The following is a 14,891-nucleotide window of genomic DNA, read 5'->3' on the forward strand; positions in this document are numbered from 1 at the left end:
CATGGATCATCTTATTGAGCAAGTACTGACGAAAATCAGACAACGCGAACACCAATCATTCGAAGTTGATTATCTTGATAAGACCTTACCACCTGATGACCAGGTTTTTACCGACTTTGCAAACGTCTCAATTAACAATGTCACCATTAATTTGTTAATTGATCTGTACCGAGTGGACACGGCAAATGACTGGGTTCACTGGCTCTTGCAAGGGATTAGCTTTCAAGTAAACTTCACGTTTAATATTAGTCAATACATGGTCAACTTTATTCCTAAAAAGATGCTGTTAAATTGGCCGGTGAAATTTGTTGTTGATAAGGGACGTCCTGTGGTGACGTTCAATCGCAAAACAGTTAGCAGATCAGACGTTGCTGCCTTACCTGATAAAGCGGTACTCGTTGTCACTACTGCTCAGCATTTAACAACCGAAGCCACGGAAGTTAGCCGGTTGAAGCAGATTACTATACAGATTAGGACTGATGAAGATTGTATATGGCAAAAGTAGTTGGAAGCGTTGTTTCAACGCAAAAAGATCGTTCACTTGTCGGTAGAAAGTTGATGATCGTGCAACCAGTCAATTCTAATGGAGAAGAAGTTCGCCACGAAGAAGTGGCTGCTGATAGCGTCGGTGCCGGGGTTGGCGAGTATGTGTTACTCGTCAGAGGCGCCGGGGCACGACGCACAAACTCAGAGGATATATCTAAGGATGTCAATGATTGTTCGATTGTCGGCATCATAGACCGATTTGATAAGTGATAAAGAAGGGGTAACTATGGCCATTTATACTAAGGGTGGCGATAAAGGCAACACAAGTTTATTCGACGGTAAACGGGTCCCCAAGAATTCCTTGCGGGTTGAAACTTATGGTACCTTTGATGAACTGAATGCAAATGTCAGCTTAGCTGATAAATTTTGCCTTGATCCGGAAAACCGTAAGATCTTACAACGAATTGAATATCGCATGTTTTTCCTTCAAGGTGAGATTGCCACCGAAGAACCAGAAAAATTTCGGCAACAAAGTACCATCATCACTGACGAGGACGTGCATTACTTGGAATCAATTATCGACAAATACACAGCCGAACTCCCTAAGGTAACGACGTTTATTTTACCCGGTTCAAGCTGTGCAGGTGCGCAATTGCATGTTTGTCGGACCGTCTGCCGTCGCGCCGAACGACAATTTGTTTCCTTTATGGCCGAAAATGACGTTCGACCAGAGTTGGAACGCTATGTAAACCGTCTTTCTGATTTCTTCTACATCATGGCGCGTTCTGAAGACCACGTTGCAGAGAATCAGAAGATCCTTGACATGGTTGTTGAACGGTATAAAAAGGCAACGGAGGAATCCTAACAATGGATAAAGATCAAATTAGTAAAATTATCAGTGAAGTTCTGGCAGAAAACGGCGTTCAAGCTGGTTCTGCTGCTCAAGCAAACGTTTTCGATAAGCATAAGATGGAACGTGCTATTGATGCCGGTATTGCAAAAGCAAATGAACTTAAAGTTGGTGTGACCTTTGCCATCATGGATTGCAAACAGGTCGTTCAAATGTCTTACCACATGCCAAACGGTAATTTGGTGGGGACATTCTTGGCACCAAAAAAGGCTTGGTCAGCAATTGCAATGAAGGAACCAACGAAGGATATCAGTAAAGATATTCAACCAGGTGGACCCCTTTATCAAATGGAGACCATGCTGGATGGCAAACTTGTGTCATTCCCAGGTGGAATCCCGTTAACTTGTGATGGTGAAATTTTCGGAGCTGTTGGTGTTAGCGGTGGCCTGATCGAAGAAGACCAAGCAATCTGTGAAGCCACAGTAAATGAGTTTCTTAAGGAGACGACTAAATAATGACAACTGAAGCAGAACAAGCAAAATTATTTGACAAGCATAAGATGGAACGCGCAATCGATGCTGGTGTCGCAAAAGCCAATGAACTTAAAGTTGGCGTGACCTTTGCAATTATGGATTGCAATCAAGTTGTTCAGATGTCATATCATCTGCCAAACGGTAACTTGGTCGGGACATTTTTAGCCCCTAAAAAAGCTTGGTCCGCTATTGCAATGAAGGAACCAACTAAGGATATCAGCAAAGATATCCAACCAGGTGGTCCTTTATACCAAATGGAAACCATGCTGGATGGCAAATTGGTGTCATTCCCAGGCGGAATTCCATTGACTATAAACGGCGAGATCATCGGCGCCGTTGGCGTTAGCGGTGGGTTGATCGAAGAAGATCAAGCCATTTGTGAAGCCGTCGTAAGCGAATTTCTAAAGGAGAGTAACTGAGTATGGCAGATCAAAATATTGAAGCAGAAATCAGACGAATTTTACAAGAAGAATTAAGCGGCAACGCTTCATCTAGTGCTGCTGGTGCAACTACCAGTCAGCCTGATGGGTTAGGCAACGGGATCTTCACTAACGTCAATGATGCCATTGCTGCTGCTAAGCAAGCTCAGGAAATCTTACAAGATAAGCCACTTGCCTTCCGTAAAAAGATCGTGCAAGCAATCAAAGACGGCTTTGGCCCATATATTGAATATATGGCCAAGCAGACCCGTGAAGAAACTGGCATGGGGACTGTTGAAGCTAAGGTTGCTAAGTTAAAGAACGCCCTCTACAACACACCAGGCGTTGAATTACTGGACCCAGAAGTTGAGACTGGTGACGGTGGAATGGTGATGTATGAATACACCCCATTCGGTGTTATCGGTGCCGTTGGCCCAAGTACCAACCCTTGTGAAACTGTTTTGAACAACTCTATCATGATGATCTCAGCTGGTAACGCTGTGTTCTTCGGTGCCCATCCTGGTGCTAAGAACATTACCCGTTGGACAATTGAAAAGTTGAACGAATTTGTCTGCAAGGCAACTGGCTTAAAGAACCTGTTAGTTTCTCTGGACACACCATCGATTGAATCCGTTCAAGAAATGATGCAACACCCAGACGTTGCCATGTTAGCTGTTACTGGTGGCCCCGCAGTTGTGCACCAAGCATTAACGAGCGGTAAGAAGGCTGTCGGTGCCGGTGCTGGTAACCCACCTGCAATGGTTGATGCCACCGCTGATATTGATCTAGCAGCGCACAACCTCTTTACATCAGCTAAGTTTGACAACGAAATCCTATGTACCTCAGAAAAGGAAATCATTGCTGAAAACTCAATCAAGGATGAACTCCTTCAAAAGATCGTTGCTAAGGGTGCTGCCCTTGTCACTGACCCTAAGGATATTCAACATCTCGCTGACATGACCATTTCAGCTAATGGTGCGCCTGACCGTAAGTATGTTGGAAAAGATGCCACCGTCATTCTTGATGCTGCGGGTATTTCATACACCGGCGATCCTAAGTTGATCATGATGGATGTTGATAAGGATAACCCATTGGTTAAGACTGAAATGTTAATGCCAATCTTACCAATCGTGGGCTGCCCAGACTTTGACGCCGTCTTAGCCACAGCCATTGAAGTTGAAGGTGGCAATCACCATACTGCTTCAATTCACTCAAACAACATTCAACACATCAACAAGGCTGCTCACCGGATGAACACCTCGATCTTCGTTGCCAATGGCCCAACATTTGCTGCAACTGGTGTTGGTGATAACGGCTACTACAGTGGTGCCGCTGCGCTGACAATTGCTACCCCAACTGGTGAAGGTACTACCACTACTAAGACCTTTACCCGTCGTCGTCGTTTCAACTGTCCACAAGGGTTCTCATTGCGTTCTTGGGAGGTTTAATCTATGGAAGAGTTTAAAATTCCAACCAAGGTCTTCTCTGGTAACGACAGTCTAACTTGGCTGCAAAACATTTCTAACAAAAAGATTTTAATGGTCTGCGATGCATTCTTGCCTGGTACACCAACTCTTGATCGTATCAAGAAGAATGTCGAAGGTAAAAATGAAGTGACCATCTTCTCTGATGTGAAGCCAGATCCACCTTTGGAAAACATCATGGCCGGTGTTGAAGTCTTCAACAAAGTCCAACCAAACGTTGTTATCGGGATTGGTGGCGGTTCTGCCATCGATACTGGGAAGGCTGTTCGGTTCTTTGGTGAAAAGCTCAACAAGTACACCATTGATCTGTTTGTCGCTGTACCAACGACCAGTGGGACTGGTTCTGAAGTCACCCAACACAGTGTGTTGACTGATACGGAACACCATAAGAAGGCCCCAATTATGGAGGACAGCATCATCCCTGATGTTGCCCTGCTGGATCCACAACTGGTGATGACGGCACCTAAGAGTGTCAGTGCGTTCTCAGGACTTGACGTCTTGACCCACTCACTAGAATCATTAGTTGCCCAGGATTCAAACACCATTACTGACGCTTTAGCTGAAAAAGCAGCTAGTGTTATCCTGCATAACTTGGTTGAATGCTATCGTCATGGTGATAACGAAGCCGCTCGTAAAGTGGTTCATGAAGCCTCATGTGCTGCCGGGATGGCCTTTGCCAATGCCGGCCTCGGAATTGCCCACTCAATTGCGCACCAATTAGGGGCAAACTTCCATGTACCGCATGGGTTAGCATGTGCCATGATGCTGCCGCACGTTGTGTTGTACAACGCAAGCAAATCTGACTTTGCTTTACACAAGTACGCAGAAGCCTTCAAGAAGTCTGGTTTAGTTTCAAACAGCATGAGTGACCGGATCGCAGTGAAGCGTTTAGCTGTTCAGATCCAACACATGATGGTTGAAATGGATTGTCCACAAACGCTTAAGTCATTTGGCATTGACCCAGCTGAAGCGTTGAAGATGGTCGATACAGTTGTTGATGGCGCTAAGAAGGATGGGACTTTCCCTGGCAACCCAGTTGTGCCTTCAGACGAAGACCTGGCTGCATTGTACAAACAAGTCATTAAATAAGTTTAGAGAGGAAGCTCATCTATGTCACAGAAAATCCTTGCCATCAATGCCGGGAGCTCTTCTTTGAAGTTTAAGCTCTATGATATGCCCGAAGAAGTCGTCCTGGTAAGCGGATTGGTTGATCGGATCAGTCACGAGGATGCCATTTTTACCTATAAAATTGGCGGTCATAGTGATAAACATGAAACGACACAACCGGTCAAAGACCACACAGCAGCTGTCCAACTGGTGATCGACGCACTTCTCGGAAGTGGGCTCATCCAAGACAAGTCTGAAATCGTTGGCGTCGGTCACCGGGTCTCTCATGGTGGGCGTTATTACACCCAATCCGTTGAGATCAACGATGACGTTGCCGAAAAGATCGACGAATTGTCCGTCTTGTCACCACTGCACAACCCTGTTAACCTCCTGGGGATTCAGGCATTTGAAAAATTATTGCCCGATGCTAAAGAGGTTGCAGTCTTTGATACTTCCTTCCATAGCACGATGCCGCGTAAGGCATTTATGTACGCGCTTCCTTACAAATACTACACTGAAGATGGCGTACGGCGTTATGGGTTCCACGGCCAATCTCACCAGTACATCTATAGCGAGGCGACCCGCTTAGTTGGTGAGCAGGCGACAAGTAAATTGATTTCTTGTCACTTGGGCAATGGTGCTAGTATCTGTGCCATCAAGGATGGTAAATCCGTCAACACCTCCATGGGCTTTACGCCCTTGGCTGGTCTCGTGATGGGGACCCGGTCCGGTGATGTTGACCCAGAGATCTTACCGTTCTTGGAAGAAGAACACCATCTCAGTTCTGAAGATGTTCGCAGTATGTTGAACCATGATTCAGGCTTAAAGGGCTTATCGGATGTTTCAAACGATGTTCGAGATGTCCTGGATGCTGAATCACAGGGCAACGACCGCGCAAAATTGGCACTTGAAGTTTATGTGCACCAGATTCAAGAGTATATCGGCAGTTACACGACCGATCTTGAAGGATTGACAACGTTAGTCTTTACAGCTGGCGTTGGTGAACATTCAGCACCAATCAGACAGCGGGTCTGTGAACGACTTGGGTACCTTGGCGTGAAGATCGATGACGCCAAGAACCAAGCCAATGAAATTGAGATTCAAGCCGATGATTCACGTGTTAAAGTGATGGTCATTCCAACTGATGAGGAACTGATCATTGCCCGTGACACGCAAAAAATTGTTGGTTAACACAGTCGTAACGGAGGGGTTCAGTCATGGCTAGGGATATTGAACGGACAATTCAAGAATACGTTCCAGGTAAACAGGTTACGCTGGCTCATATCGTTGCAAATCCGACCGAAGACATTTACGAAAAGCTTGGGATTCAAATCCACAAGAATGCGTTGGGAATTTTAACGATCACACCTAGCGAAGCATCCATCATCGCTGGTGATATTGCCATCAAGGCCAGTAACGTTCAATTAGGATTTATTGACCGGTTCAGTGGTTCTGTCGTCATTGTTGGTGAAGTTTCTGAGGTTGAGTCAGCGTTGACCCAAGTGATTGAGAAATTACACGAATTACTTGGTTTCGATATTCCTAGTATTACTCGAACTTAAATATGGAGTGGTTAGATGAAAATTGATCAAATATTCAGTCCATATCAGCTTAACAAGCGTGTCACACTTCGTAACCGTCTTGTTTTAGCACCTTTGAACTCCAATCGTCATTATTTGATGGTTCGGTGAGTCTAAACGACCTAAATTTTCATAAGGCGCGGGCAAAGTATGTGGGGCTAGATATTATCGGGTCAGCATACATTTCGGATTCGGCAAATACTGCCTATGGTGCGATCAGTGTCGCAGATGACAGTAAGATCGACGGATTGAAAAAGCTTGCAACGGTCATTCATCAAGGTGGCAGTAAGGCAATTTTGCAGCTGGTCCATGCGGGGCGGATGACAAATGCTTATGCTGCGAAGGGGGCGCCAGTCCTTGCACCAAGTGAAGTGAAAGCAGCCCATGGTGATGTTGATCTGCCGAAAGCAATGACGAAGACCGACATTGAAACGGTTATTCAACAGTTCGAAGACGCAACTATTCGGGCAATCAAGGCTGGATTTGACGGTGTCGAATTGCATGGGGCAAATACCTTTTTGTTCCAGCAGTTCATGTCACCATTGTCAAATCTGCGGACTGACGAATATGGCGGGTCACTCGAAAACCGCATTCGATTTTGTGCCCAAACGACTAAACGCGTTTTGGACACAGCGCGGGCACACAAGCCTGGGTTTATCGTTGGGTATCGGATCTCACCAGAAGAGTTTGAACCCGGTGCGCTGAAATTAGGAGACGATCTTCTCTTAATGCAGGTTCTTGGCAAGCTGGGCATTGATTATCTCAGTCTTTCACTTCGCCAGTATGATCAGACCTCGATTACATGTGAGACGCTCTCTGATTTGCAAATTACTGACATCGTGAAACAGGCAGTCGGGGACGACTTGCCGATCATGGTTGCAGGGCATCTTGGTACACAATTTGCGTTTGAACGAGCCTCAGGTGACTTGTTTGCGGTTGGCAGTAAGTTTCTTAAACAACCTAACTGGCCAGCTCAGGTACGCAACCCAGGTGTGCAGCCAGAGTCCAGGGTGACTGGCACGGTGATTCCATACACCACATTAAACTTGTAACGGTAAAGGGTGATATTAATGACACGATACAATGAGGCAATCCCAATATCAGGTGGGCTGAACTGCCGTGATCTCGGTGGTCACGTCGCGCGTGATGGCAGAACTGTCAAGTATCATAAATTAATAAGAGCCGGTCATTTGTCAGAATTGACGCCCACTGGTCAGCAGCAGTTGCTCGACTATGGGGTGACAGTTGATATTGATCTACGGTCTAGCGCGGAACTCGAACAGTATCCGGACCTTATTCCAGCGGGAATTGACTTTATTCACTTCCCATGTCTGGATAACGATGACACTGAGAGCACTGAAACAGTGAATGAGTTAAATCAATTCTACTCGAGTAGTGCGCACAGCGGCTATCTGCGGATGCTCTATGTGTACCGCAAGCTTGTGATCAATCAGCATTCTCAATCTGCAATGCGTCAGGTATTTACCTATCTTCTTGCCTATGGAAACGACGAGACTGTCCTCTTTCACTGTTCAGCAGGAAAGGATCGGACTGGACTGACCAGTTTGCTGATTTTATCGGCACTGGGCGTTTCTTTGGCGGATGTGAAGCAAGATTATCTGCTGACGAACAACTTCCTCGTTGAGCGGTTAAATCAACGGATAAGTGACGCAAAACAGGCGCATTTGAATCAGAACTTTATCAGTTCGATTCGCGACCTGTCCACGGTGAATGAAGATTATTTTGATCAAGCAATGACGTTGATCAACTATGAGTTCGGCGGTATCAAAGCTTATCTGCGTGATATCGTTCAGCTCAGCGATGCTGACATAAGACAGTTACGCGACACGTATTTGGAATAATGTATCGAAATGCAATAAGCGATAGGGACAAATAAAAGTCTCCTTTCAGCCAATGACTGAGAGGAGACCTTTTTTGGTGCGCCCGGCATGGGCGCCAACTAGACGGTGAAAGTCCGTTGCGGGCCGTAGTAGTCGGAACCGCAAGTCAATGACAAGGGTGTCCATCGTGAGGTGGAATCTGAAGGAAGTCGGCGACAAAGTACCGCATTGATGTACAAGAATCAGCTATAAGGCTGTGTTGGTCGGACGAGGTTGCCAAACAAACCAAAGTCCAATACTACTCGAGGCCATCGCAGTAAAGCTGGCAATGACATGGTACGAAAGTGGGCGTTCTTACCCGGGGAGGCCTGTATCGTACGTTCCCGACAAGAGGCGCGCTAAGCGCCACAGGAACAAACATCGCAGTGATGTGGTGCAGAACGATACAGGAGTCAGCCGAGGCCATAGTAGTGGTATCTGCCACGAAGGGCTGAACAATAATAGGTCATCATTGATATTGGAGGTGGAGACAGTGCAACAACCGCAGAATACAGAAAAAGCTGACCGCCGGCGGACAGTAGGACTGGAAGCCCAAGAACAAGTCGGGGTGCGTAGCACTGACTCTGGTGAAAATACGATGATGAACGGCACTAAGTTTCAAGAGTTAGTCTTAGACCGAAATAACCTGAACGAGGCTTATCTTCGCGTCTGCAGAAACAAAGGTGCAGCAGGACTAGACGGAATGACCGTTGACGAACTGTTGCCCTACTTGAGGAAACATAAACAGGAATTACTGCAAGCTTTACAAAACGAGACCTATCGGCCTCGTCCCGTTAAGCGGGTTGAAATTTCAAAACCTAATGGTGGTAAACGCAAGCTCGGAATACCAACTGTGATTGACCGACTTGTTCAACAAGCCATGGCGCAAGTCATGGTGCCAACATTTGAGCGTGTCTTCTCAGATAATAGTTTTGGGTTCCGACCGAATCGAAGTGCTAAAGATGCCATTGATAGAGTGGTTCAGTTCTACAATCAGGGCTATCACTATGTCGTGGATCTCGATTTAAAAGCATACTTCGATACGGTCAACCACGATCTGCTTATTAAATTTATTGAGCAGTATATTACGGATCCATGGATACTGCATCTCATTCGTCGCTTCCTAACCAGCGGTGTCATGAATGGTGGTCTATTTGAACGAAGTGATAAAGGCACCCCTCAAGGTGGCCCCTTATCGCCACTTTTGGCTAACATTTATCTCAACGAACTGGATAAGCTGTTAACTTCCAGAGGTCATAAGTTTGTCCGCTATGCGGACGATTGTAATATTTATGTCCGAAGCAAACGTGCTGGAGAACGGGTTCTGACTAATGTTACTCGCTTTCTTGAAGGCGACCTAAAGGTCACCGTCAATGAGGACAAGACATCAGTAAGTTCGCCTCTGCGGGCCAAGTTCCTGGGATTTTCCTTGGGGGTTGGTCGAGGAGGTGCGTATGCGCGACCTGCTTGGCAGGCCAAGCAACGCATCAAGTCTGCACTCAGGAAAATGACCAAGCGCAATCGGGGCGTTTCGTTAAACCTGGTGTTTAACGAGATTCATCAAAAGATGCGTGGGTGGTTACAGTACTATTCGGTCGGGAAAATGACCAATTTTATCCGTCACTTAGACGAATGGTTGCGAGCAAGGATTCGCCAGTATATTTGGAAACAGTGGAAGAAGCTCAAAACAAAGGTCAATCATCTTGTAAAACTGGGGCTTTCTGGCACCAGTGCTTATACAATGGCCAATACCCGTAAGGGTTATTGGCGAACTGCGCATAGCAAGACATTGACCTATACTCTGACAAACAAAAGACTGGAACGCCTTGGACTCATCAATATGAGCAAGACACTCCAGTCAATACAAAGTGCTTAAATTATTGAACCGCCGTATACGGAACCGTACGTACGGTGGTGTGAGAGGTCGGTAATTGAATTAATCAATTACCTCCTACTCGATTAGAGAGTGTGAAGCAAGGCGGTTAAGGGGCAGAATGTAACGGGCTCTGGCCGAAAAGTCCGGGCCTGACTTTTTGGTCAGAGCCCGTTACATGGCCGCCCCTTGCCTTGCTGAACACGTTTCGGCAATGTAAAAGTAGCGCACGTTGCCAAGCAAGACCAACAAAATAGTACGCCCAAACAAGGTATTTTCGTCAAGGCCGCTATGCGGAAGCCGTTTACTTAATGAACATAAATGCGTCCAATTCAGAAAACGCTGGCAAGAATCCATCATAGAATTTTTGTCAGCGTTCTTACGTTTCTAATAATCATGGAACAAATTTCAATTGAAACCAGCACATATAATGCTATTTCTCGGCAGCTGCCACCAACTTATCAGTAAAGGCAGCCAACGTTTCAACATCCTCTTCTACGGGTTCCAGATCGATCTTCACGTTCTCAGCCCCCTGCGTTGCACTAGCGGCCTTAAATGCCTCGCCATACTCGTCGACAGCCTTATTGAAGTCATCGCCATAGAAGACGTCGCCAGAGCCGGCAACCCCGTAAATTTTGCCTGTGAGGTCGAGGTCCTGCAGGTCCTCGTAGAAGTCCATGCCTTCTTCAGGGAGGGCACCTTCATCATAGGTGTACGGGCAAACAACACAGATGTCGGCGTCTAAGAGCTCTTCGGCATCTGTTTGTGAGATCTCCGTTTCATTGACGTCGATATCGTGTTTTTTGAGTTGATCTGAAATAATATCAGCGATATCTTCATTATTGCCTGTGATACTTGCGTAAACGACGTGTGCGTTCATAAAATAAATGCCTTCTTTTTTAGTGTTTGGTAACGGCTTGACAGTGCCTAAGCAAGTAAATCCGAAACCTTATCAATATTAGTATCAGTATAAGACGAAATCGAAATAATGGGATCAGCCCCAGCGTCATCTAACCGCTCCTTGACGATCGCGACGTCTTTGTCGTTGGCAACGTCGGTCTTAGTGACAATGCCGATGGTGGGGCAGTTGAACATTGAACTGAACCCGGTAGGAAGAATCACCCGCGGGTCAGTGGCGCTTTGCATCAACACGATAATGTCCGCACCCATGGCAGACGTCATGAGGTTGGAATACATAAATCGATGCTCGACATATTCGCCGGGGGTATCGATGATGTTGTCGTAGTATTCGATGGTTTGCGTTTTGTTGTACTGGATCTTCATTTCGTTTAATCGCTGAATCAGGGTGGTCTTGCCGCACCCAATTGGCCCGATAAACATTGCCTTCTTCATAATAAAAGGCCTCCATATCAATAGTTATAATGATGTCATTGGTTGCTGAACGCTTAAAAAGCGTTGTTTTTAATGAGGATGTAAACCCCCAGAACAATGAAAATAAGTGGGATGACCCACTTCCGGTAGTGCTCAATACGTTTCTTTAAGACGGGCAGGTTGGCTAGTTTGTACCCAATGAAGCACCAAATGAGCGTCATGACCGCGTAGACGGCGATCGTTAACCATGTTTCGCCATCATTGTATTGGGAAAATAGTGGGACGTAGATGCCGATGTTATCAGCACCGTTTGAAATGGTCAGTAGGCAAATGCTCAGGATTTTAATGATGGCAAACTGATTGTATTTGATAGCCTTGGGCAAGTTGCTGTTGTCAGTTTTGCTCCGATAATAGTAGTCAAACCAGTACTTGATGCCCAAGCAAATTGGCAGTAGGCCAAGCCATTTAAGCAATCCCGTTGTTAAAAAACTGAGGCCGTAGTCAATCAGTAGACTGAAAACGACTAGGCTGCCGATACCCAATAGTTGTCCCAAAACGATTTGGTAGTGTTTATATTTTTCTTCCTGTGTAAATAGGAGCGTGAGGACCACAATGTCGTCTAGGTCTGAACTGATAAATGACACGACCCCCGTAATAATCAGTGCTAACATGTTCAACCCTCTGTATCCGCTTTCATTTACTGCTTATCTTTTCATTTTAAGTGATAAGATGCACATATTCAAGCGCTTATCTTGTTCAGTTAGCGGTTGTCAAAATTTAAGAAGCTGCCCTGATATCAGGGTTGTGAGGATTAAATGCGTTAGGCGTGGTTTTCAGAAAGCCGTTAGATCGGGCCACCAGTTCAGGCCTGAATTATGATTATTTTGTTAGCCTTGAGACAAAATAATTGAACCATGCGAAATGTGACCATAGTGTCCCGATGAACAAGGGCGCGGACCACTGTGGTAAGTGGCAAAATTGTGATACTGACGAAGTATGTATTTTTGCCTCACGTCTCGTTGGGATGACGAGTAGAATAGAAGATAACGGTGCGTTAATCCTACATAGTAACAAGCGTTGCACCGTGTGTGCGATTCAGAAGGGAAGTTCAATACTTGACATCATCCACAAAACGCACCACCCAACTCGCCATCGGGTACGCATTAATTTCCGCGTTACTCTACGCCTTTTACCCACCGCTGGCAAAGCTCCTGATCCACTCGGTACCAGTGGCGATCCTTTCGAGTCTGTTATATTTGGGAACCGGCATCGGCACGGCGTTGATCTATCCGCTGGTGCACCGTGGTCACCACGTCGCTAACGGGTTGAAACGCAGCGACACCACGGCGTTAATTGCCGTCATTGGATTTAATATCGTTGCCAGTATTTTGATGAACCTGGCACTCAAGCTGAGTGACGCAGGCAGTGTGTCACTACTGGGCAACTTTGAGATCGTCGCCACTTCAGTGTTAGCGATGCTCTTTTTCCACGAACATATTTCACAGCAGTTGGGATTGGGCATCGTGGTCATTACCATTGCCAGTATTCTGCTGAGTTCGACCGGCGTGCTGCATTTTTCCTTCTCACTTGGCGCTGTTTTGGCGCTCATCGCCACGGCCTGCTGGGGACTTGAAAACAACCTCACCCGCGTTCTATCGGATCGTGATCCGCTGCAGGTCGTGATCGTTAAGGGACTCGGAGTTGGTATTGGGAGTTTGATTGTTTCGGTTGCGCTCCGGGAGAGCTGGCCCGCAATTGGGACTGTGATTGCAGCGCTGATCCTTGGATTTTTTGCCTATGGCATCAGCATCGTGTTCTACATTTTGGCGCAACGCAGTATCGGGGCAGCCAAAACGAGCGCTTACTATGCTGTGGCCCCCTTTCTGGCGGTTGTACTCTCGTTCTTCTTATTAGGCGAGCGGCCCACGGCTCTGTTTGGTATTGCTCTAGTGTTGATGATTATCGGCACGGTGTTTGTGACCCTTGATGCCATGAAAAATTAAAAAACACGTTGCGGGCAACTAACAGCCGTAACGTGTTTTTTTATTGGTTCAATCTTCAATACCACTGTCGTGCTAGTGCGTGTACAGCCACACACGTAACGTCAGCAAATAATCTTCAATAATCGGAAGTTCCACGTTCTCCGGCAACAACTTATCTAAGCCATCAATGGTCTGTTGCGACCAGGGGTGGCTTTCTTTTTGTTCAGAGATCAAGGCCAATTGCGCGGGTGTGAAGTAGCTGGCCAACGCCGGCCGTTTCACATGACCGAACCGGTAACGCATGCCGACGGTCCATAAATAGTTGTAAAGCTTTTGCTTCGCGTCTGCTGGCACCGTCATGACAGCCGTTAGCGCTTCGATCCGGTCAGTAAAATAGGGTTCCAGTTCGCTGTCGGTTATCGAAAAATGGGTGGTGAATTGACCGGTAACGGCGGCTGCGTTTAACAGATCCAATACGGCTCGGATAATGTTTGATTCCTGGCCGACTGCGCCTACTTTCTGGTCGTCTGTGGGGTCCACCACGATTTTATAGGGGTACAGGTAAGATGAGACCAGGTTTAAATCATGGCGCAGCGTCTCTTCATCCGTTCTTAAGTAATCCTTCAAGTCAGTTAAGGCCGTGTGTTGGGGTGCATGCACCAGCAGCCACAAGGCAAGCTGGGCTTGCCGTTCAACGAGTTCAGGGTTCATGTCTCTAATCATGTTCAGTCCCTCCTAATCGGTTAAGTATCTCGTGAGTTAATTCACGTTCATCTTCATTTTCCCAATATTTGACGGGTGTGTCAATAGAATTGAAACAATTTATAAAGCGCTTTCAACATTTTTAGCTGCGCATTAATCGTAAAGTGGTATAGTTGCGCATTTTATTGCTTTAGTAGCGTAACACACAGATGTAAGAAAAATGGTCTTGACGTCATTTAATACGAAACAGTAGCAGTGGTTGTCTTTGGTGACGATTAGGATCACAGGTCATTCAAACGACCAGCGTCTGTCGGCATTAAATACTGGTCATCGTACGTTTATGGTTCAGACAAAACAGGTTAATTGTCGCTATTTACAGGTACGGATAACCCTGGATTTACAATTACTATGCCAAACAATAAGGTATTTTTGATATTAACTTGTGCGTATTCCTGGTTTAACAGGGCTAATACAAAAATGGCAAAGATGGGTTAACTGTTGGTTAACTAAATGTCTAATTCTTAAATTAAAACGCACTTAAACGTTGCTATAACAGCGTTTATCACGATTTATGTTACAGGAATGTGTCAAACGTGATTCTTGAAACAAAATATTAACTATCATGATATTTTCTGGTAACTGACCTGTCGCACAAGAGGTGTA

General features: G+C 46.0%; 17 protein-coding genes. 13 read left to right on the forward strand and 4 right to left on the reverse strand.

The window, feature by feature from the left end:
- Position 1 precedes the first annotated feature (1 nt).
- From pduM to ltrA, 12 genes are all read left to right on the forward strand, one after another.
- The gene (gene pduM / locus AYR61_RS07420) at positions 2-505 is read left to right on the forward strand and encodes a PduM family microcompartment protein (RefSeq protein ID WP_054707999.1); all 504 of its coding nucleotides are present in this window, start codon (positions 2-4) and stop codon (positions 503-505) included.
- Complete coding sequence (locus AYR61_RS07425; RefSeq protein ID WP_191982228.1) at positions 493-756, forward strand: EutN/CcmL family microcompartment protein; 264 nt, start codon at positions 493-495, stop codon at positions 754-756. The genes pduM and AYR61_RS07425 overlap by 13 nt, the downstream gene beginning before the upstream one ends.
- 16 nt (positions 757-772) lie before the next feature.
- The gene (locus tag AYR61_RS07430) at positions 773-1,351 is read left to right on the forward strand and encodes a cob(I)yrinic acid a,c-diamide adenosyltransferase (protein ID WP_054708005.1); all 579 of its coding nucleotides are present in this window, start codon (positions 773-775) and stop codon (positions 1,349-1,351) included.
- A 2-nt stretch (positions 1,352-1,353) separates the two neighbouring features.
- Positions 1,354-1,851, forward strand: coding sequence for a GlcG/HbpS family heme-binding protein (locus AYR61_RS07435; protein ID WP_065902426.1), 498 nt, complete (start codon positions 1,354-1,356; stop codon positions 1,849-1,851).
- Entirely contained in the window at positions 1,851-2,288 is a 438-nt protein-coding gene (locus AYR61_RS07440) for a GlcG/HbpS family heme-binding protein (RefSeq protein ID WP_054708011.1), read from the forward strand. Before AYR61_RS07435 ends, AYR61_RS07440 begins: the two co-directional genes overlap by 1 nt.
- A 2-nt stretch (positions 2,289-2,290) precedes the next feature.
- Complete coding sequence (locus tag AYR61_RS07445) at positions 2,291-3,736, forward strand: aldehyde dehydrogenase family protein (protein ID WP_056987730.1); 1,446 nt, start codon at positions 2,291-2,293, stop codon at positions 3,734-3,736.
- A 3-nt stretch (positions 3,737-3,739) separates the two neighbouring features.
- Positions 3,740-4,861 (forward strand): 1-propanol dehydrogenase PduQ, encoded by a 1,122-nt coding sequence (locus AYR61_RS07450; RefSeq protein ID WP_056987731.1) that lies wholly within the window; start codon positions 3,740-3,742, stop codon positions 4,859-4,861.
- A 21-nt stretch (positions 4,862-4,882) separates the two neighbouring features.
- The gene (locus AYR61_RS07455) at positions 4,883-6,070 is read left to right on the forward strand and encodes an acetate/propionate family kinase (protein ID WP_065902428.1); all 1,188 of its coding nucleotides are present in this window, start codon (positions 4,883-4,885) and stop codon (positions 6,068-6,070) included.
- A gap of 26 nt (positions 6,071-6,096) precedes the next feature.
- Positions 6,097-6,441 (forward strand): BMC domain-containing protein, encoded by a 345-nt coding sequence (locus AYR61_RS07460; protein WP_065902430.1) that lies wholly within the window; start codon positions 6,097-6,099, stop codon positions 6,439-6,441.
- Between the two features lie 170 nt (positions 6,442-6,611).
- Positions 6,612-7,511, forward strand: a complete 900-nt coding sequence (locus AYR61_RS07465; RefSeq protein WP_191982229.1) for an oxidoreductase — start codon at positions 6,612-6,614, stop codon at positions 7,509-7,511.
- 18 nt (positions 7,512-7,529) lie between these two features.
- Entirely contained in the window at positions 7,530-8,321 is a 792-nt protein-coding gene (locus AYR61_RS07470) for a tyrosine-protein phosphatase (protein WP_065902438.1), read from the forward strand.
- A 511-nt stretch (positions 8,322-8,832) separates the two neighbouring features.
- Positions 8,833-10,215 (forward strand): group II intron reverse transcriptase/maturase, encoded by a 1,383-nt coding sequence (gene ltrA / locus AYR61_RS07475; RefSeq protein WP_065902440.1) that lies wholly within the window; start codon positions 8,833-8,835, stop codon positions 10,213-10,215.
- A 430-nt stretch (positions 10,216-10,645) separates the two neighbouring features.
- On the opposite strand, the gene AYR61_RS07480 is transcribed toward ltrA, so the two are convergent.
- The 3 genes from AYR61_RS07480 to AYR61_RS07490 are packed head-to-tail and all read right to left on the reverse strand — an operon-like array spanning position 10,646 to position 12,215.
- Positions 10,646-11,092, reverse strand: a complete 447-nt coding sequence (locus tag AYR61_RS07480) for a flavodoxin (protein ID WP_054708026.1) — start codon at positions 11,090-11,092, stop codon at positions 10,646-10,648.
- Between the two features lie 47 nt (positions 11,093-11,139).
- The gene (locus tag AYR61_RS07485; protein WP_065902442.1) at positions 11,140-11,565 is read right to left on the reverse strand and encodes a EutP/PduV family microcompartment system protein; all 426 of its coding nucleotides are present in this window, start codon (positions 11,563-11,565) and stop codon (positions 11,140-11,142) included.
- A 53-nt stretch (positions 11,566-11,618) separates the two neighbouring features.
- Positions 11,619-12,215, reverse strand: coding sequence for a cadmium resistance transporter (locus AYR61_RS07490; RefSeq protein ID WP_054708032.1), 597 nt, complete (start codon positions 12,213-12,215; stop codon positions 11,619-11,621).
- A 444-nt stretch (positions 12,216-12,659) separates the two neighbouring features.
- Here AYR61_RS07490 and AYR61_RS07495 point away from each other — a divergent pair, with 444 nt between their 5' ends.
- On the forward strand, positions 12,660-13,547 hold the full coding sequence (locus AYR61_RS07495) for a DMT family transporter (protein ID WP_065902444.1): 888 nt from the start codon (positions 12,660-12,662) through the stop codon (positions 13,545-13,547).
- 72 nt (positions 13,548-13,619) lie between these two features.
- On the opposite strand, the gene AYR61_RS07500 is transcribed toward AYR61_RS07495, so the two are convergent.
- The gene (locus AYR61_RS07500) at positions 13,620-14,249 is read right to left on the reverse strand and encodes a hypothetical protein (protein WP_054708034.1); all 630 of its coding nucleotides are present in this window, start codon (positions 14,247-14,249) and stop codon (positions 13,620-13,622) included.
- Positions 14,250-14,891: the final 642 nt, after the last annotated feature.

This window comes from Secundilactobacillus paracollinoides (genome assembly GCF_001702155.1).
GTDB classification, from domain to species: Bacteria; Bacillota; Bacilli; order Lactobacillales; family Lactobacillaceae; genus Secundilactobacillus; species Secundilactobacillus paracollinoides.